This window comes from Azorhizobium oxalatiphilum, from assembly GCF_014635325.1.
In the GTDB taxonomy this organism is placed as follows: domain Bacteria; phylum Pseudomonadota; class Alphaproteobacteria; order Rhizobiales; family Xanthobacteraceae; genus Azorhizobium; species Azorhizobium oxalatiphilum.
The window spans coordinates 398,845-417,049 of the sequence record NZ_BMCT01000004.1; the positions used below are offsets into that span (position 1 = coordinate 398,845).

Consider the following 18,205-nt stretch of genomic DNA (forward strand, 5'->3'; position numbering starts at 1 on the left):
TTGTGCCGGAAAATGGATAGATCGGACATCACGCTGGAGCGCATGCGCACCTTCGTGCGCGTGGCGGAGCGCGGCAGCCTGTCGGCGGTGGCGCGTGAGCTGGGCATCGGCCAGTCCACGGTGACGCGGCAGCTGCGGGAACTGGAGGATGCGCTGGGTGTTCCGCTGCTTAGCCGAACCACCCGCCGGACATCGCTGACCGACGAAGGCAGCCGCTATCATGCGGACTGCGTGCAGATCCTGCGGCTGGTGGAGCAGGCAGGAGACGAGGCCCGCACCGCGCGGGACGCACCCGCCGGCACCATCCGCCTATCCTGCACGGCGGCTTTCGGCGTGCTGCATGCCACCCGTCTCATCTTCGCCTTTCAGGCGCTCTATCCGGACATCGGCATCGACCTCAGCCTGACCGACGACAAGGTGGACCTCGTGCGCGAGGGCGTGGACATCGCCTTGCGGCTGGGGCCGCTGGCCGACAGCTCCATGAAACTGCGGCCGCTGGGTCAGAGCCGCCGCCTGCTGGTGGCAGCTCCCGGCTATCTGGCGGCGCATGGCCGCCCGCGCATCCCGGCCGACCTCGCCCGGCATCAGGGCGTGCGCATGAGCAATGTGGCTGGCAGCGACCGGCTGGTGCTGGAGGGGCCGGACGGGCGGCAACACGAGGTGCCGTTCGGCGGGCGTCTGCGGGTGGACCATGGGCTCGCCGCGCGCGAGGCCTATGCGGCGGGGCAGGGGCTGGGGCCGAGCCATCTGTGGCTGGTGGAGGATCTGCTCGCCGCCGGGCGGCTGGAGGAGATCCTGCCCGACTATCGCCTGCCGCCGGTGCCCTTCAGCATGCTCATCGTGCCGGAGCGGGCGGGCATCGCCCGCGTCCGGCTGCTGGTGGAGTTTCTGGCGGCGGAGATCGCCCGCCTGCCGGGCATGGACATGCTCTAGACGACGGCCGCCACCTCGCCGGAGGGCTGGGGCGCGGGCCGGGCCGTGGGTGCGGAGGGCACGCGCAGCAGGCGCAGGGCGTTCAGCGTCACCAGCACGGTCGCGCCTGTATCCGCAAGAATGGCGGGCCACAGGCCGGTGATGCCGATGATGGTGGTGACGAGAAACACCGCCTTCAGGCCGAGCGCGATGGTGATGTTCTGATGGATGTTGCGCATGGTGCGCTTGGACAGCGCGATCATGGCCGCCACGTCGCCCACCCGGCCGTGCAGCACGGCGGCATCCGCCGTCTCCAGCGCCACATCCGTGCCGCCGCCCATGGCCACGCCTACATCTGCGGCGGCAAGCGCCGGGGCATCGTTGATGCCGTCGCCCACTTTCAGCACCACGAGACCCTGCTGCTTCAGCTCGGTGACGATGCGCTGCTTGTCCTGCGGCAGCAGTTCGGCATGCACCTCGATGCCGAGCTGCGTGCCGATGGCGGTGGCTGCGCGGCGGTTGTCGCCGGTGAGCATGAGCGTGCGGATGCCGGCATCCGTCAGCACCTTCAGGCCCTCGGCCGCGTCGGGGCGGGGCTCGTCGCGCATGGCAATGGCGCCGGCCGCGATGCCGTCGATGGCAAGCACGGAGACGGTCTTGCCCGCGTCATTGAGCGCGGCGATGGCATCGCGCTGGCCGGCGGAGAGGCCGCCCTGTTCCGCCACCGCCTGCGGTGAGCCGAGGAACAGCAGGCGGCCGTCCAGGCGCCCGCTCACGCCCTTGCCGCCCAGCGCCTTGCCTTCCGTGATGGCCGGGATCGTCACGCCGTCCGCCGCCGCCTTGTCGAGGATGGCCTTTGCCAAAGGATGGCTGGAGCCCGCCTCCAGCGCGGCGGCCAGTTGCAGCGTTTCTTCCGTGCTGCGGCCGAAGGCGATCACATCCGTGACGCGCGGCGTGCCGGCGGTGAGCGTGCCGGTCTTGTCGAAGGCGGCGGCCGTCACCTTGCCCAGCGTTTCGAGCACCGCGCCGCCCTTCAGCAGCAGCCCGCGCCGGGCGCCGGCCGAGAGACTGGCGGCAATGGCGGCAGGCGTCGAGATGACCAGCGCGCAGGGGCAACCGATGAGCAGGATGGCGAGGCCCTTGTAGATCCACTCGCCCCACGCGCCGCCAAGGGCGAGCGGCGGAACCACGGCCACCAGAGCCGCCACCACCACCACCGCGGGCGTGTACCAGCGCGAGAAGCGATCGATGAAGCGTTCCGTGGGCGCCTTGCGCTCCTGCGCTTCCTCCACCAGCCGGATCACGCGGGCGATGGTGTTGTCCTGCGCCGCTGCGGTCACGCGCACCCGGAGTGACGCATCGCCATTCACCGTGCCGGCGAAGACATTGGCGCCGGGGCCTTTGCGCACGGGCACGCTCTCGCCGGTGACGGGGGCTTCGTCGATGGGGCTCTCGCCGGAGAGGATTTCGCCGTCCGCCGGAATGCGGTCGCCGGGACGTACGAGGATGACGGCGCCGATGGCGAGAGTTTCGGCGGGCACCTCACGGGTGCCGCCGTTCGTCTCCAGCAACGCGGTCTTGGGCACGAGGGCGGAGAGCGAGCGGATGCTGGCGCGCGCCTTGCCGGCGGCGATGCCCTCCAGCAGTTCGCCGATGAGGAACAGAAACACCACGGCGGCGGCCTCTTCGCCGGCACCGATGATCACGGCGCCGACGGCGGCGATGGTCATCAGCATCTCGATGGAGAAGGGCGTGCCCATGCTGGCGGCCATGACGGCACGGCGGGCGATGGGCACGAGACCCACCAGCATGGCGGCGGTGAATATCCAGGTGGCATAGGCGGGCAGCAGATGGCCGAGGCCATAGGCCAGCGCGAGCGCCGCGCCGCTGGCCAGCGTCAGCCGGCCCTTGCCGGTCTGCCACCATGTCTTGTCCGCCGGCATGGCCTCATGGGCATGGCCGTGACCGGAATGGTCTTGCGCTGCCTGATCATGGGACGTGTGATCGTGCCCGTGATGGGCATGATCATGCCCGCACGCGGAACCATGGCTGTGCCCGTGCGCATGGTCCTGTCCGGGCTTGTGATCGTGATGATCATGGCTCCGGTGATCATGCGCGTGGTGATCGTGACCATGGTGATCATGGCCACAGCAGGAGGCACCGCCGGCGGTGGCCGGGGCAGCCGTGCGGGCCGTCTCCGGGCGGGTGCGGTAGCCCAACTGGGTCACGCGCGCTGCGATGGTGCTGTCGAGCCCGGCAGCGCCGGCATGCTGCACGGTCATGGTGCCGGTGGTGACGGAAATGGTCACGTCCGTGACGCCGGGCATGCGCCGCACGGCCGTGTCGATCTTGGCCGCGCAGGACGCGCAATCCATGTCTTCGACGCGAAAGCGGCTCTGCAAGGTTTCGGTGGACATGACTCAACCCTCCACATTCCTAACCCTGTCCTAGGACCTCTAGCGGCTAGAGGAGCAAGAGGCATTTTCGGGGCATGGCCGGATCGCTGGAGGCGGCGGGGCAGGGGTTCCGGTGGCGGGTTCGCGCGCCTATATTCCTCTAGTCTCTGGAGGAAGGATGATGCGTACAGTCAGCGAACCCCGATCCGACGTGTCCATCGGCGAGGCCGCCCGCGTCTCCGGGGTGAAGGTGCCGACCATCCGCTATTATGAGCAGATCGGCCTTCTGCCGGCGCCGCCGCGTACCGAGGGCAACCGCCGCACCTATGATGCGGGGGATATCGCCCGCCTGACCTTCATCCGCCATGCGCGGGATCTCGGCTTCGAGATGGACGGCATCCGCACGCTGCTGGCGCTGCAGGCCGATCCCACCCAGTCCTGTGCGGCGGCGGACAGCGTGGCACGCGCGCATCTGGCGGAGGTGGAGCAGCGCATCGCCGCGCTCACCGCGCTGAAAGCGGAACTGGAACGCATGATCGAGGGCTGCCGCCACGGCCGGCTGGCCGAGTGCAAGGTGATCGAGGTGCTGGCCGATCACGGCAAGTGCACGCACGATCACCATTGAGGGCCCGGCGGCGCCTACATCAGCCGCACCGCCGAGAGATAGTGCCCGAGCAGTTCGCCCGCCTGCGCGACATCCGCCGGATCGCCAGTGGCGGCGGCATCGGCCAGCGCGCGCCCCGTCACCTGCAGGGCCAGCGAATGCACCAGCGAACTGTCGCCGCTGGAGAGGAAGGTGCCGGCGTCAGCCAGCGTCTCCAGCCGTCGCCCGGCGGGGTAGGACAGCGTGACGGGCTGCGGCAGGGGCGTATCCCAATAGGGCTCGGCCCGACCTTTCGGCGTGCCGGGCAGGCGCTCGCGGCCATCGAACATCGCCAGTGCGCTCCCGTCATTCTCTGCCGGCCGGTCGCCGCCATATTCCCCGGTGGGGCCGGCGCCCTGATGGTGGCGGGACTGGTCTTCGCCCTGTGAGAATTTGGCCTTCGGCGCCAGTTCCGGCGGCCGGGTGCGATCCTGACGGTTCTGCTGCTGATCGTCGAAGAAGGGTTTGAAGAAGCTCGTCATGTCGATCTCCCCAAGCTGGGCCTCCGCGAGGCTGTTGCAGGGAGAACGCGTGAAGGGCCGGAGTGTTCAATTTGCCGCAGTGCGGCCACAATCCGCAGGCGCGCGGGGTGCGCGGCATTGACGATGAGGCTGGAGCATCTCTAGCTTTGCACCTGACGGTTCCCGCAAGGGATCAAAAGGGAACACGGTGCGTGTGGAGGTGTCCTCCCCAATGCCGTGGCTGCCCCCGCAACTGTAAGCGGCGAGTGCCTCGTCATCAGCCACTGAACCTTGAAGGGTTTGGGAAGGCGACGCGGGCGCAACGACCCGTGAGCCAGGAGACCTGCCGTCGTCCGTGGTCACACGCGAGCACGTCGGGCGGGGTGTCCTGATGGTGGTGAACGCCCGAATTTTGAATAGGGGCGGGATCTTCGTTCGCGGTGACGTGCCACAGGCGTCCCGCCCGAGGGTCTTATGTTGCATTTTCACCGCGCTATTGCTGCGCGCCCGGTTCCCGTTTTCCGTCTCTCCCTTCTCGCCACGGTTGCAATGATCGCCTGCGCCGGCTCTGCCCGCGCGCAGGAGGCTGCGGCGCTTGCGCTGCCCGACGTGGTGGTGAGCGCCACCGGTACGCCGACGCCCGCCGAACATGTGGGCAGCTCGGTCACGGTCATTACCGCCGATCAACTGGAGCGGGCCCAACTGCGCACCGTGCCGGACGCGCTGAAGACCGTGCCCGGCCTCAATGTGGTGCAGACCGGCGGGCCGGGCGGGCAGACGTCCGTCTTCATCCGCGGCACCAATTCCAATCAGGTGAAGGTGCTCATCGACGGCGTGGAGGCGAGCGATCCCTCCACCCCCAACGGCGCCTTCGATTTCGGCCAGCTGCTCACCGCCGACGTGGCGCGCATCGAGGTGCTGCGCGGCCCGCAGAGCGGCCTTTACGGCTCGGATGCCATCGGCGGCGTCATCTCCGTCACCACGAAGAAGGGGGAGGGGCCGGCCCGCTTCACGGGGATGGTGGAGGGTGGCTCCTTCGGCACCTTCAATCAGGCCGTGGGCGTGAGCGGCTCCGCCCACCAGCTCTCCTATGCCTTCAACGTGGCGCACTATTCCTCCAGCGACACGCCGGTGACGCCCGCGAACATCGCGCCGGCCGGCTGGCCGCTGAACCCCAACACATACGACAACTGGACCTATTCCACCCGGCTCGACGGCCAGCTCTCGGACAGTTTCGCGGTCAATTTCATCGCCCGCTACACGTCCTCCCAGCTCGGCTACACGCCGGACATCTACCCGCCGCCTTTCTATGAAGGCTTGCCGGCGCTCGAGCGCAGCACCTCCTTCGCCCGCCAGTTCATCACCAAGGGCGAGGGCGTGTGGACGGCGCTCGACGGCAATCTGGTGAGCACCTTCGGGGTGAGCGCGGTCGATCTCTCGCGGCCCACGGTGGGGCCGAACGAAGACGTCAACGGCACCTATGACGGCGACCGCCAGACCTATTATGCGCGCTCCAACATCACCTTCCTGCCCGGCCAGAGCCTGCTGGTGGGCGTGGAGCGGAAGGAGGAGAGCATGACCTCCTCCACCGCCTATTCGGAACTGACCGCCAACACCGGCAGTACCGGCGTCTATGCGGAGCTGCAATTGGCGCTGGGGGATCGCTTCTTCCTCGCCGCCAACGTGCGCAATGACGATGACGACAGCTTCGGCAGCCATGCCACGTGGCGCATCGCGCCGGCCTTTCTCATTCCCGAGACTGGCACCAAGCTGAAGGCCAGCTACGGCACCGGCTTCAAGGCGCCGAGCCTCTATCAGCTCTATGCGCCCTATTACGGCAATGCGGAGCTGAAGCCGGAGGAGAGCGAGGGTTATGACATCGGCTTCGAGCAGCAGGTGTTCGGCGGGCGGGTGAGCTTCGGCGCCACCTGGTTCCACAACGACATCACCAACCTCATCAGCTACGACCCGGCCACTTACGTGAACATCAACGTCTCCAGCGCCCGCACGCAGGGCGTGGAAGCCTTCGTGGCGGTGGCGGTGACGGACCGGCTCAACATGCGGTTCGACTACACCTACACCGATGCCATCGGCTATCTGCCGGTGGATGCGCCCTTCGGCGCTTCCTGCGCGCCGCTCAGCGACACCACCTGCACGCTGCTGCGCCGGCCCAACAACAAGTTCAGCATCACCGCCGACTGGAAGCCCATCGACCCGCTGACCCTGTCGGCCAGCCTCGTCTATGTGTCCTCCTGGTGGGATATCGTGCGCTTCACCTCCGACTATGTGGACCAGCCGGGCTACACGGTGGTCAATCTGGCGGCCAATTATCAGCTCAACCAGAATGCCACCGTATTCGGCCGCATCGACAACCTGTTCGACGAGCGCTACGAGAATCCCAACGGCTTCCTCGCCACGGGTCTCGGTGCCTTCGGCGGCATAAGGCTGACCTATTGAGCATTCCGCGCCGACGTATCCCGTCTCTCGTGCTCGCGGTGGCCGGTCTGGTCGCCGCGAGCACGGCTGCGCCGGCGCAAGCGCCGGTGGCGAAGCCGCAGCGCATCGTCTCCCTGAACCTGTGCGCCGATGAACTGCTGGTGCATCTGGCGGATCGCGATGCCATCGCCTCGCTGACCTATCTGGCCCGTGATGCGCGCGGTTCGACCGTGGCGCGGGAGGCGGCGGGCATCCCCATCAATCACGGGCTGGCCGAGGAGATCGTGCCCCTGAAGCCCGATCTCGTCATCGCCGGTGTCTTCACCACCCGCAACACGGTTTCGCTGCTGAAGAAGCTCGGCGTGCCGCTGCTGGAGATCGGCATCGCACATTCGCCGGAAGAGGCCGCCGCGCAGATCCGCACCGTGGCCGAGCGCATCGGCGAGCCAGCGCGCGGCGAACGGCTCGCCTCTGACCTGCTGGCCGATTTCGCGCGCCTGCCGCCGGTTCCCGCCAACAGGCCCACCGCCGTAGTAGTTCGCCCCAACGGCTTCACGGCCGGCGGCGGCTCCATGGTGGACGCGGTGATGACCCGCGCCGGCCTCGACAATATCGCCGGCCGCAACCCCGCCGACCGCATGGGGCAGCTCTCCGTTGAGCAAATCGTCATCGCGCGGCCGGACGTGCTGATCACCGACGCCGAGCCCGGCGCGCCGCCCTCGCTGGCGCAGGAGGTGCTGCGCCATCCCGCCCTTGCCGCCATGCCGGCCCGCAAGATTTCCGTGCCGGGCCGCCTGTGGGCCTGTGCCGGGCCGGAGCTGGCGCAGGCGGCGGCCATTCTGGCTGCCGGCGCGCGGGAGGCGAAGCCGTGAGCCGCTTTCACGCGCCCTCGCAACGCCTGCTCATCGGCAGCCTCGGTGCGCTGGTGCTGGTGCTGTTCGTCGCCTCGCTGCTCATCGGCTATGCGCCGCTCGACGTGGGCGGGGCGCTTTCCGATCTCATCCACGGTCGCGACACGCTGGGGGCCTTGGTGCTGCTTCAGCTGCGCCTGCCGCGCGCGCTGCTGGGGGCGGCGGTGGGCTTCAGCCTGGGTCTGACGGGGGCGGCCATGCAGGGGCTGATGCGCAATCCGCTCGCCGATCCGGGCATCGTGGGCGTTTCCGGCGCGGCGGCGCTGGGGGCGGTGCTGGCCTTCTATTCCGGCCTGGCCAACGTATTCGCTCTGGCCCTGCCGCTGGGCGGGCTTGCGGGCGCGGCCATCGCCACCGCATTGCTGCTGGCGCTGGCCCGCAACGGCACGGGCACCAGCCTGCTGATCCTCGCGGGCGTGGCGCTCAACAGCCTTGCGGGGGCGCTCACCGCGCTGGCGCTCAACCTGTCGCCCAGCCCCTATGCCACGCTGGAGATCGTGTTCTGGCTCATGGGCTCGCTGGCCGACCGCAGCCTCGATCATGTGGCGCTGGCCTTGCCCTTCATGGCGCTCGGCTGGGTGCTGATGCTGCGCATCGGGCACGGGCTCGATGCTCTGACGCTGGGCGAGGACACTGCGGCAAGCATGGGCATATCCCTGAAGGGGCTGCGTTTGAGCGCCACCGGCGGCGCGGCGGCGGCGGTGGGGGCGAGCGTGGCGGTGGCGGGGGCCATCGGCTTCGTGGGCCTCGTGGTGCCGCATCTCCTGCGCCCGCTGGTGGGCCACCGGCCCGGCCGGCTGCTGCTGGCGAGCGGGTTCGGCGGGGCGGCTCTGACGCTGGCCGCCGACTGCGCCGTGCGCCTCGCGCCCATCCGCCCCGAATTGAAGCTCGGCGTGGTCACGGCGCTGATCGGCGCACCCTTCTTCCTCGCGCTGCTCTGGCGCCTGCGGCGGGAGGCGGAATGATCCTCTCCGCCACCAACATCACCGTCCGGCGCGGCCCGCGCACGGTGCTGCACGACGTCTCGCTGGAGGCGCGGCCCGGCGAGGTGCTGGGGCTGCTCGGCGCCAACGGCGCGGGCAAGACCACGCTGCTGCGCCTGCTCGCCGGGCTGGACGCGCCCGAGGCCGGCACGGTGCGCTATGACGGCCGCAGCGCCGCCGGGATCGGCCGCGCCGCGCTGGGCCGGCAGGTGGCCTATCTGGCGCAGAACGGCGCCATCCACTGGCCGCTCAAGGTGGAGGAGGTGGTGGCGCTCGGCCGCCTGCCGCACCGCTCCGATGCCGCCACCGACACCGCCGCCATCCATCGCGCCATGGAGCGGGCAGAGGTGCTGCCCTTCGCCGGGCGGACCACCGGCACGCTCTCCGGCGGCGAGCGCATGCGCGTGCTGCTGGCCCGCGCGCTGGCGGTAGAGGGGCGGGCGCTGCTGGCGGACGAGCCCATCGCCGCGCTCGATCCCGCCCACCAGCTCGACGTGATGGAACTGTTGCGGGATGTGGCGCGCGGCGGCACCACCGTTGTGGTGGTGCTCCATGATCTGACGCTGGCGGCCCGCTTCTGCGATCGCCTCGCATTGCTGGCGGCGGGCCGCCTGCATGCCATCGGTGCCCCGATGGAGGTGCTCACCCCCGGCCATGTGGCTGCCGCCTATGGCGTGGAGGTGGTGGCCGGCATGCAGGAAGGCGAACCTTTCATCCTGCCCTGGCGGCGTATCGAGGACGGCGGACCATGAGCGCGGACGATGTACGGATAGATACTCCGATGCCGGCCGATCTGCTGGATCGTACCGAGCAGCAGGCACGGGATGTGACCACGGGCTGGAGCCTTGGCGTGTTCGGCGCGGTGGCGGAGTTCGTGCGCGGACCAGATGAGCCCGCGCATATCGGCCGGACGGCGGCGCATCTGGAGGTGGCGACGGGGCGGGGCGCCCTGCGGCTGCAAACGCGGCCCGGCGTGCGCTGGGTGGATTACACCACGCCCTCGCGCCATGCGGAGCGGCGCCAGCGCGGCATCGCGCTATGCCTGCCGGACGCGCAGGCGCGGCTATCCGTCTGTACGGGCCTGCGCGCGCTGGGGCCGGACACGGCGGCGGTGCGGGCGCAGGATCGGGGCGGGGAATTGTTCGACATCGGCCTCGGCACCCCGACACTGGATGCCTGCATCCGCATCACCGATCCGGCCCTTGCCGACAGGCTGAAGTCTGCGGAGGGCGAAAGCCTGTTCGCGCGGCCTGATCTGTTCGGCGCCATCGCGGCGGCGGGGCCGCACCGGGTGTTCTGTTCCGCGCTCGGCCGCATCGAGGTGTTCCAGCCCATCCCGCCGCCGGATGGCCGCAGCCCGGATGGGCCACACACCCATCTGCTGCCGAAGCTGCTGGCCCATGGGCGCGGCCATGCGGCCAACCTGCCCATACCGGACGGCCTTGCGGTCTGCTTCAGCCTGCACCCCGCCGGCCCGCCCATGGACGGGCACGAACAGGTTCTTTGAAGCGCGGTTCTTTCTGCGCGCGCAACGGCGCGCTGCAGAGTTGTCATCGTCATTTACAGTGCAAGATATGCAACCTGACATAGTTAGGGTTGAATTTGGGTTCGGCCTGATAATAACGCCGAACCCAAAAATTTGCCCTTACGCCGCAGTTGTTTGATATATATCGCAAGGCATATTTAAAAGTCGATGCAACTGTGACAATTGTTACTTAACCTCTGGTTGTGTCTGGATATGGTGCACCCATGGATACCGGCTGCGCGGTGCAGTCGCTCCGGACATCAGGGTGTCGCCACATGTCGATCAAAGGGCCCGGTTCCCCGAGCGGACAGGTCAATAGCGCCATCACCGACAGCTTGGCCGTGACCGGCGCCAACGTACTGGCGAGCGCGCCCACCGTGGCCCTCAGTATGTTCTATCAGGCGGCCGGGCAGGCCTACTCCCTGACCATGCAGAACGCTGCCTCGAACCAGCACAACCTGAATGCGCTGAACCCCACCATCGTGGCCAACGCGCTGAAGAAGCTTTCCACCAGCTAGCGCCGGATCGGTTCAGCTTGAATCAATCCGAACCGTGAAACCGCCCCTGACACTTTGATGGAGCACGTCCGGTTTGGATTGCGGCGAAATCCAAACCGGACGTGCTTTGGCCCGACGCAGGATGGCTGCGGGATGCGGAGAACTGACACATGGCCTTTATGGACTTCCTGAAGAGAAGTGAGGCAACTGCGGCGCCGGCCGCAGATGGGGCGCCGGGCGCGACCGGGGCGGGGGACGATGCGGTGGGCGGGGCCGAAGCCAGCGCCGATGCGGCCGCCGGCACCAATCCGGCCGATCCCACCACGCTGTTCCAGACCATGCTGGGCCTGACGGCGGAAGTCACCCCCGATGCGACCGTCCAGGGCTTCAGCGGCGCGGCCATCGGCCAGGTGGTGTCCATGATTGGCGAGGACGCCCGCACCTTCATGCAGAGCATGGAGCAGATCTACATGGCCGCCAACGGCAAGGCGCTCGCTCTGGTCGCCGAGGAAAATCCCGCCGGGGCGAAATTGCTGACCGAAGTTGCGAACTCGCAGGCCCAGACCGTCGCCTTCATGACCGGCGCAGCCACGGTGGCCGCAGCCTTTTCCAAGCTCTGAGGAGGTGCCCGTGGCGGCCAATGGAAATGTCGTGAACCGGCGCCGGGTCCGGCCCGCTGTCGCTGCCGTCGTCCCCGCCGCAGCTGCGGCGCAGGCAACCATCACCCCGGCGGATATCGCACGCATTGAGCAGACGGTCACGGACAAGGTCATGGCCGAGCTGCGCCCCCTGCTGGGCGAACTGGCCAAGCTCACGCAGAAACCCGCCGCCGTAGCCGGCGCCGACACGGCCGCGGCTGAGGGCGGGAGCGGCGGGCAGATGACGGCCGAAGAGGCGGAGGCGCTCTCCGGTGCGCCGGAGGAGATCACCCGCATGCTGCAGGAAGAGGCGTCCCGGCGGATGCAGGAATTGCAGATGAGCCTCGCCCAGCGCGTGAAATCCAGCGAGGCGCGGTTCATCCGCCGCATGCGCAAGATGAAATTGAGCTGATGCTTCGTCAGCTCCCGAACTTCCGCAGTCATTCGCGAAAGGACCACAGGAATGGCAGCTGAAGGCTACCCGAAGACCAACCTTAGAAGCAGGAGAAAGATCATGTCGACCGTGTCGCCCCAGATTACCGATGCCGTCACCCAGGCGAACGTGAAGGTGGTGGCCGAGGCCCCCGCCATGGCCATGGGTTCGCTCTACCAGACCGCCGCCCATTCCACCGGCCTCATGTTCGCCAATGCCGTCACCACCCAGAACAACCAGAACATTCTGGCGCAGGCGGCGACGACGCAGGGCGTGATGCAGATCTACAGCATCGACACAATCTCCGACGCCATCGCGGTGGTGCAGATGCTGCAGGGCTCGCAGGCCACCTGATGACAGACGGGGCCCGCCACGGCGGGCCCCGTCCCGTTTCGAGCCGCGCCGCGCGCCGGCTTTCAGGTACAGGCAGGGCAGGAGGGGACAATGGACGTCACGGCAACCGGTTTCGTCGGCGCATGCATCACGTGCAAGTGGATCGTGGATGCCGATCAATCGCAGAGAAGCGAGACGCTCTACATCGGCTTCTCGAAAGGTGCGTTTGACGCTGAGACCTACGCGCCATACGGCGTATTTCCGAATCTGATGTCCGTTCTGCTCATCCTGATCAAGAATAAGCTCCAGTATGATGGTCGAACGAATGTCGTCGTCGGCCAGTCTGCGGCGTCGGTTACATTAAATCATATTATTATAAATGATTTCAAATCCGCCTACAAAAAGTACATATCTTATTCGACGTTGCCGTTCGTATATTTGTGCGACAATGAAATCGGCGTTCAGAACGGCCGATATATCAGTGTCATGAATTATATAGCTGAGGATCTCACCTTCAGCGCGATTGGCCTCGACAGGGCCTCGGGCACCTTCTTCATTCGCGATGGCGTCGATCGCCATCCGGCCGTGGAAGGTCGCCGCTGTATCGATCTCAGGCGTTGGGATGGGCTGGCGGAAGGGCAGGAAGGCCAGTCCATCTACGGCAGGTTGCTGAGATCCATGAATGCCGACTTTACCGTGGACGATAGCGGAAAGCCCCTGCTGGCGCAGCTCTATCTTGCCACGGAGGGCCTGGTCGCGCCGTTGTCCCACGGCGATGCGTTTGCGGAGGTGCTGGCCGGCATCGTCGCGCGATGGAACAGATACGATGCGGATGACAAGGCAGCTGCTTCCTACAATATCGGTTCCGGCCTGTTCCTGACTGCTGGGGAAGGGGGAGGGAGGGAGGTATCGGATCTCAGGGTGGTTCGCCGGTTGATGCTGTCTCCGAACAACAAGAACCGTAACCGGGCCTCCCATGCCGAGGTTAAGGTGCCCCTGTTGCTGAACTTCCTCTCCTATATCGCCACTATTGTGCAGGAGCAGGAGCATTCGAACGAACATCTGGTGGCAGGGTTCAACCGTCAGCGGACCCTGAAGTCCGCGCGGGACCTGTTCGGTGCAGTGGATGGCGGAGCGCAGATCTTTTTGTTCAGCTCCCTTCTGCCCTGTTACATGTGCGAGGGGATGGTGGATTCGTCATTCGATGTGGATGGGGAAATATACAGAAAGATAAACGGATATCCCGTCGATCTGTTTCCGAGCTTTCCCGCCGTTCCAAGGCATCTGACCATCTCCACCACCTATTATTACGATATTGATGATACGATCAATTATCGCGGCATCTCGGCCGGTCCGGTCTCGGAGAGAGGGCGCGTCGGCGGCATTGAGCTGCGGATCATGCAGGTGCCCAGCAGCGCCTATCTGCCGGCCTCGGGCGAGGTGGTCTCGCGGTTCGATCCCACGGTGACGGTCGAGCCCATGGCGGTGTCCGATGCCGGGCAGAGCACCTATGGTGTGGGACTGCAGAATGAGAAGACCATCCTGCGCTATCGCCTGGCGGCGGACTGCTTCTCCAGTCGTCTGGTCGATGCCTCCCAGCGCTTCTCCCTGCCGCGCCGCGAGGGGCTGAACCTTGTTGCCCAGTCGGGAGGAAACGACAATGCGCGTTCCGCTGCACCGTCTGCCGTCGCCCCGCCACCCGCTGCCCCGGCCCCGCAACCTGTTGTGGAACGGAAGCCGCCACTGGGTCCGCAGCCGGATCCACCGGCTGGCGCGGGAGGTGCGCCGCCAGCTCCGGTCGGAGCGGCAGGCCCAGGAGCCGTGACGCCGGCCCCCGCACCGGAAGCATTGCCTCCGCCCGGGGCAGAGGCCGCGCCACCGCCGGCCGTGCCGGAGGCGGACACGCACCCGTCCGTGCCCCCCGTGCCGCCCCCTCCCGCACCGCCGGAACCGGCCCGCCCCGCGCGTGCCGTGTTGCCCAAGGCGACCAACCGGCGCATCCGCAAGGCCCTGCTGCTGGGAACCCGGCACGCCTTCAAGCATCCATCCCAGCTCGGCCGACGGGGCTGACACCAGCCACATTCCGGGAACACGGATCGATCATGAGAGCGCAAACCACCAACGCCCCCGCGCGGGGCGCGGGCGGCGGATACCCTCCCTTTGCCCCCGCGACCGGCAAGGGTGGCCCGCCGCCCGTCATCACCGAGATGAGCCTGTTCAGGGGCATTTCCGCGGAAGACCGGGCGCGCATCTTTGTGCGCGGCCGCATGATGACCTTCGTGCGCGACGAGGTGGCGCTGGCGGAAGGCGAGGTGCCCGACCTCATCTTCCTCATCGCCTCCGGCCAGTTCGCCTGCCGCAAGACGGCCGCCAGCGGGCTGATGTTCGCGCTGTGCCAGCTCAATGCGGGCACATTCTTCGGCGAGAGCGCGCTGGTGCACGGCCGCGCCAGCGAGATGGAGGTGACGGCCACACGGCGTTCCACGGTGTGGGCGCTGCCGGCCAGCGATTTCTGTGCCGCCATGGAGGGGCACCCCTCCATCAGCCGCCGGCTGATCGATGAGATGGCGGTGCGCATCGGGGTGCTCGCCACGCTCAGCTTCGAGGCCGCCACGCTGAAGCTGGAGGCGCGGCTGTGCCGGACCATCCAGAAGCTGGCGCTGGAGGCGGATCAGTTGCGGGACGGCGGCACCGTGCGCCCGGCCCCCACCCATGCGGAGCTGGCCTCCATGCTGGGGACCACCCGCGAGGTGGTGTCCCGCGCCATGATGGGGCTCGCCCGGCGCGGGGTGATCGAGACCCGGCGACAGGAAATCCATATCCAGTCCGTCGAGGGCCTGTTCCGCTCCGGGCGCTGATGCCGGGGAGGGCGCTTGCGGTCGGCATGATGAGACTTATCTGGCATAGTCGCGCCCTGCCGGGAGATGCCGCCATGAGTCACGCCAGCAAGATCATCGCTTCGCCCGTCGGGCAGCTCACGCTGGTGGCCGGCGCGCGCGGGTTGGCGGCGATCCTGTGGGAGAATGACGATCCCGCCCGCGTGCCGCTCGGCCCCCTGTGTGCGGCCGGGGACCATGAGGTGCTGGAGCGGACCCATGCCCAGCTGGACGAATATTTCGCCGGGCGGCGCAGGGTATTCGACGTGCCGCTGGATATGACCGGCACGCCCTTCCAGAAGGCGGTGTGGCAAGCGCTGCTGACCATCCCCTTCGGCGAGACGCGCAGCTATGGCCAGCTCGCCGCGCAGGTGGGCAGTCCCAAGGGCTCGCGGGCGGTGGGCGCTGCCAATGGCCGCAACCCGGTCTCCATCATCGCTCCCTGCCATCGCGCCATCGGCGCCAACGGCTCGCTCACCGGCTTTGCCGGTGGGCTGGAGGCCAAGCGCTTCCTGCTGGAGCTGGAAGGCTGGCAGCAACGGCTGCTCTGAGCGGCCTGCGCTTTCCCTCACACATCCAGCAGGATCGGTTCCTCGTCCGGCCGCGCTACCGCGAATTTCTGCGGGCCGAGGGTGCGGAAGAGGGCGTGCATCTCGGCGATGAAATCCATGAGGAAGCGTGGCTTGCTGTCGCCATAGGGGTCCACCACGATCAGCGTCGGCGGTGGCAGGGGATCGGCAATGGGGCGGCGGCAGAGCACCGGCTCGTCTACCATGATGGGCGATATGGGGCGCATGTTGAGGATGGCGAGGCCGAAGCCCGCCGCCACCGCCGTGCGCACCGTCTCATAGGTGCGGGTGCGAAAACCGATGCGCCGCCCGAGGCCGGACATGTCGATGATGGAGGAGAGGTAGCCGCCGGTCTGCGGCAGATCCAGCAGGATGAGCGAGCGCTCGGCAAGAGCCGAGAGCGGCACTGCATCCAGCGCCGCCAGCGGATCGTCGGAGCGCATCAGCACATGGGCGGGCATGCGGCAGATGCGGGTGATGTCGCCATGAAAGGGCGGCCCCATCTCATAGGTCACGGCGGCGTCGATGCGGCCCGTGTCCAGCCATTCGCGCAGCTCCAGCTGGTCGGCCTCCAGCAGGCTGATGTCCATGGGACCGGTGCGGGCGACGAGGCGGCGCAGCACCTCCGGCATGAACAGCGGCCCGAAGGGCTGGAAGCAGCCGAGGCGGATGCCGCGCGGCGGCCCTTCGCCCAGTGAGCCGATCTGTCGCACGAACTCGGTTTCCGCCGCCAGCAGGCCGCGCGCGGCGGCGATGAAGCGCTCGCCGGCGGGGGTGGTGCGCATGCCCTGCGAGGGGCGGCGGGTGAACATGCGCGCCCCGATCTCCGCCTCCGCCAGATCAATGGCGGCAAGGATCGAGGACTGGGAAATCGAAAGTTCGCGCGCCGCCGCCTGAATGGAGCCAAGGCGTGCGACTTCCGCCACGTAGCGGATCTGGCGCAGGGAGAGGGCCACTCATTCCTCCATAAAATAGAAGAAGTGATGCCAATATATACATTTTGTGAAAGCGGCCGGGAAGGCCATTCTGCCCGCGAACAATGCATCTTCATCGCATGCTTGTTTTTCGAGCAGGAGTGTCTGTATGAGCGTCTCGCCGCCGCTGGTTACACCCGATGAAGGTCCGCAGGTCGCGGCGCTGGCTCTGGCCTATGCCAGCGGGGGGCGCTCTCCGGTGGAGGTGTGCGAGGCGGCGCTGAAGCGGGCGGAAGAGATTAATCCGCTGCTCAATGCCTTCGTTTCCATCGACCACGAGGGCGCCCGCGCGGCGGCAAAGGCCTCCGAGGCGCGCTGGCGGGCAGGGGCCCCGCTCTCGCCCATCGACGGTATTCCCACGACGCTGAAGGATATCGTGTGGGTGAGGGACTGGTCGGTGCGCTACGGCAGCGCCACCACGCCGGATGCGCCTTACACGCAGGATGCCCCCTCGGTGCGGGGCCTGCGCGAGGCGGGGGCGGTATTCATCGGCCTCACCACCTCGCCGGAATTCGGCTGGAAGGCCGTCACCGACAGCAGCGCCTTCGGCATCACCCGCAACCCGCATGATCCCGCGCGCACGCCCGGCGGTTCCTCCGGTGGCGCGGCCGCGGCTGCGGCGGCGGGCGCGGGCGTGCTGCATCTGGGCACGGACGGCGGCGGCTCCATCCGCGTGCCGGCGAGCTTTTCCGGCATTGCCGGGCTGAAGCCCACCTTCGGGCGCGTGGCCGCCAATCCACCCAGCGCTTTCGGCACCGTGGCCCACATCGGCCCCATGGCGCGTCATGCGGCTGATCTTGTGCCCATGCTCAAGGCCATGTCCGGCCGCGACAAGGCCGACTGGGCGCAGGGCGAGGGCGTGCTGGCCTCCCTCGATGCGGGGGTGACACAGGACTTTCCGAAGGGCGCGCGCATCGGCGTCTGGGCGACCCCGCCCTGCGGAACGGTGGAGGCGCCCATCGCGGCCGCCTTCGCGGCGGCCTTGAAGGAGCTGGAGGCACAGGGTGCCATCCTTGAAGAGATCGCTTTACCCTTCGCTGACCGGGTGACGGACATTTTCGAGAAGCACTGGTTCTCCGGCGCCGCAAAGCGGCGCACGCTGGTGCCGGAGGCGAAATGGGCGGGGCTCGATCCCGGCTTCCTCGCGATCGCGGATGTGGGTGCGAGCTTCTCGGCGCTGGATCTCGTCACCGCCGGGATGGAGCGGACCGCCTTCGGCGCCGCCATGGACCAGTTGCTGGCGCGTTATGATTTCATCGTTTCCCCCGGCGTGCCGGTCCTGCCGTTCAGGGCGGGCGATCTGGTGCCGGAAGGCTCGGGGCTGAAGTATTGGCACCTGTGGGCAGGCTTTTCTTTCCCGCTCAATCTCAGCCAGCATCCCGGCGCCATCGTGCAGCTCGCCCCGACCGAGGGCGGCCTGCCGCGTGCCTTCCAGATCATCGGCGCGCGTGGCGCGGACGGTGCGGTTCTCGCCGCCGCCATGGTGCTGGAGGAGATGCTCAAGGGGGCGGGGCGCTAGAGCATGTCCGGCTTTGATTGCCCTGCGATCCGAGCCGCAAGACAGTCTCTACCAAACGCTTCAGGCGCCATCCCGCGGCGCCATTCGGCCGCCGTGCGC

At 67.8% G+C, this 18,205-nt stretch carries 18 protein-coding genes and 1 riboswitch; of the genes, 15 read left to right on the forward strand and 3 right to left on the reverse strand.

The features are described 5' to 3' along the window. The first annotated feature begins 12 nt into the window (after positions 1–12). On the forward strand, positions 13–933 hold the full coding sequence (locus IEW24_RS16195) for a LysR family transcriptional regulator (protein ID WP_188580442.1): 921 nt from the start codon (positions 13–15) through the stop codon (positions 931–933). Here the strand turns inward: IEW24_RS16195 and IEW24_RS16200 are convergent. Next, the gene (locus IEW24_RS16200) at positions 930–3,329 is read right to left on the reverse strand and encodes a heavy metal translocating P-type ATPase (protein ID WP_188580444.1); all 2,400 of its coding nucleotides are present in this window, start codon (positions 3,327–3,329) and stop codon (positions 930–932) included. The genes IEW24_RS16195 and IEW24_RS16200 overlap by 4 nt on opposite strands. A gap of 160 nt (positions 3,330–3,489) precedes the next feature. Between IEW24_RS16200 and IEW24_RS16205 the strand changes: the two genes are divergently transcribed. After that, positions 3,490–3,933, forward strand: coding sequence for a MerR family transcriptional regulator (locus tag IEW24_RS16205; protein WP_188580675.1), 444 nt, complete (start codon positions 3,490–3,492; stop codon positions 3,931–3,933). 14 nt (positions 3,934–3,947) lie between these two features. Here IEW24_RS16205 and IEW24_RS16210 read toward each other — a convergent pair whose 3' ends face one another. Continuing rightward, positions 3,948–4,433 (reverse strand): hypothetical protein, encoded by a 486-nt coding sequence (locus IEW24_RS16210; protein WP_188580446.1) that lies wholly within the window; start codon positions 4,431–4,433, stop codon positions 3,948–3,950. Between the two features lie 139 nt (positions 4,434–4,572). Continuing rightward, positions 4,573–4,777, forward strand: a riboswitch (cobalamin riboswitch). A 184-nt stretch (positions 4,778–4,961) separates the two neighbouring features. Between IEW24_RS16210 and IEW24_RS16215 the strand changes: the two genes are divergently transcribed. The 12 genes from IEW24_RS16215 (at position 4,962) to IEW24_RS16270 (ending at position 15,595) form a co-directional block, all read left to right on the forward strand. Next, positions 4,962–6,869 (forward strand): TonB-dependent receptor plug domain-containing protein, encoded by a 1,908-nt coding sequence (locus IEW24_RS16215; protein ID WP_244644462.1) that lies wholly within the window; start codon positions 4,962–4,964, stop codon positions 6,867–6,869. Next, positions 6,866–7,720 carry an ABC transporter substrate-binding protein gene (locus tag IEW24_RS16220; RefSeq protein ID WP_188580449.1) on the forward strand — a complete coding sequence of 285 codons (855 nt, stop codon included), beginning with the start codon at positions 6,866–6,868 and terminating at the stop codon, positions 7,718–7,720. The genes IEW24_RS16215 and IEW24_RS16220 overlap by 4 nt, the downstream gene beginning before the upstream one ends. Further along, positions 7,717–8,724: a FecCD family ABC transporter permease gene (locus tag IEW24_RS16225; protein ID WP_188580451.1), complete on the forward strand. Its 1,008-nt coding sequence runs from the start codon at positions 7,717–7,719 to the stop codon at positions 8,722–8,724. Before IEW24_RS16220 ends, IEW24_RS16225 begins: the two co-directional genes overlap by 4 nt. Then, positions 8,721–9,494, forward strand: coding sequence for an ABC transporter ATP-binding protein (locus IEW24_RS16230; RefSeq protein ID WP_188580453.1), 774 nt, complete (start codon positions 8,721–8,723; stop codon positions 9,492–9,494). The genes IEW24_RS16225 and IEW24_RS16230 overlap by 4 nt, the downstream gene beginning before the upstream one ends. Then, a complete protein-coding gene (locus tag IEW24_RS16235; protein ID WP_188580455.1) occupies positions 9,491–10,249 on the forward strand; it encodes a DUF6925 family protein in 759 nt (252 codons plus the stop codon). The genes IEW24_RS16230 and IEW24_RS16235 overlap by 4 nt, the downstream gene beginning before the upstream one ends. A 293-nt stretch (positions 10,250–10,542) precedes the next feature. Continuing rightward, positions 10,543–10,785, forward strand: a complete 243-nt coding sequence (locus IEW24_RS16240; protein WP_188580457.1) for a RebB family R body protein — start codon at positions 10,543–10,545, stop codon at positions 10,783–10,785. A 149-nt stretch (positions 10,786–10,934) separates the two neighbouring features. Then, a complete protein-coding gene (locus IEW24_RS16245) occupies positions 10,935–11,384 on the forward strand; it encodes a hypothetical protein (protein ID WP_188580459.1) in 450 nt (149 codons plus the stop codon). A 151-nt stretch (positions 11,385–11,535) separates the two neighbouring features. Further along, positions 11,536–11,814 (forward strand): hypothetical protein, encoded by a 279-nt coding sequence (locus IEW24_RS16250; RefSeq protein WP_188580460.1) that lies wholly within the window; start codon positions 11,536–11,538, stop codon positions 11,812–11,814. Positions 11,815–11,916: 102 nt separating this feature from the next. Then, positions 11,917–12,189, forward strand: a complete 273-nt coding sequence (locus IEW24_RS16255) for a RebB family R body protein (RefSeq protein ID WP_188580463.1) — start codon at positions 11,917–11,919, stop codon at positions 12,187–12,189. 90 nt (positions 12,190–12,279) lie between these two features. After that, positions 12,280–14,238 (forward strand): hypothetical protein, encoded by a 1,959-nt coding sequence (locus tag IEW24_RS16260; protein WP_188580465.1) that lies wholly within the window; start codon positions 12,280–12,282, stop codon positions 14,236–14,238. 32 nt (positions 14,239–14,270) lie between these two features. Beyond that, positions 14,271–15,026 (forward strand): Crp/Fnr family transcriptional regulator, encoded by a 756-nt coding sequence (locus IEW24_RS16265; RefSeq protein WP_188580466.1) that lies wholly within the window; start codon positions 14,271–14,273, stop codon positions 15,024–15,026. 74 nt (positions 15,027–15,100) lie between these two features. Further along, positions 15,101–15,595, forward strand: coding sequence for a methylated-DNA--[protein]-cysteine S-methyltransferase (locus IEW24_RS16270; RefSeq protein WP_188580468.1), 495 nt, complete (start codon positions 15,101–15,103; stop codon positions 15,593–15,595). 17 nt (positions 15,596–15,612) lie between these two features. Here IEW24_RS16270 and IEW24_RS16275 read toward each other — a convergent pair whose 3' ends face one another. Beyond that, the gene (locus tag IEW24_RS16275) at positions 15,613–16,569 is read right to left on the reverse strand and encodes a LysR family transcriptional regulator (RefSeq protein WP_188580470.1); all 957 of its coding nucleotides are present in this window, start codon (positions 16,567–16,569) and stop codon (positions 15,613–15,615) included. 127 nt (positions 16,570–16,696) lie between these two features. Here IEW24_RS16275 and IEW24_RS16280 point away from each other — a divergent pair, with 127 nt between their 5' ends. Next, positions 16,697–18,106, forward strand: a complete 1,410-nt coding sequence (locus tag IEW24_RS16280) for an amidase family protein (RefSeq protein WP_188580471.1) — start codon at positions 16,697–16,699, stop codon at positions 18,104–18,106. Positions 18,107–18,205: the final 99 nt, after the last annotated feature.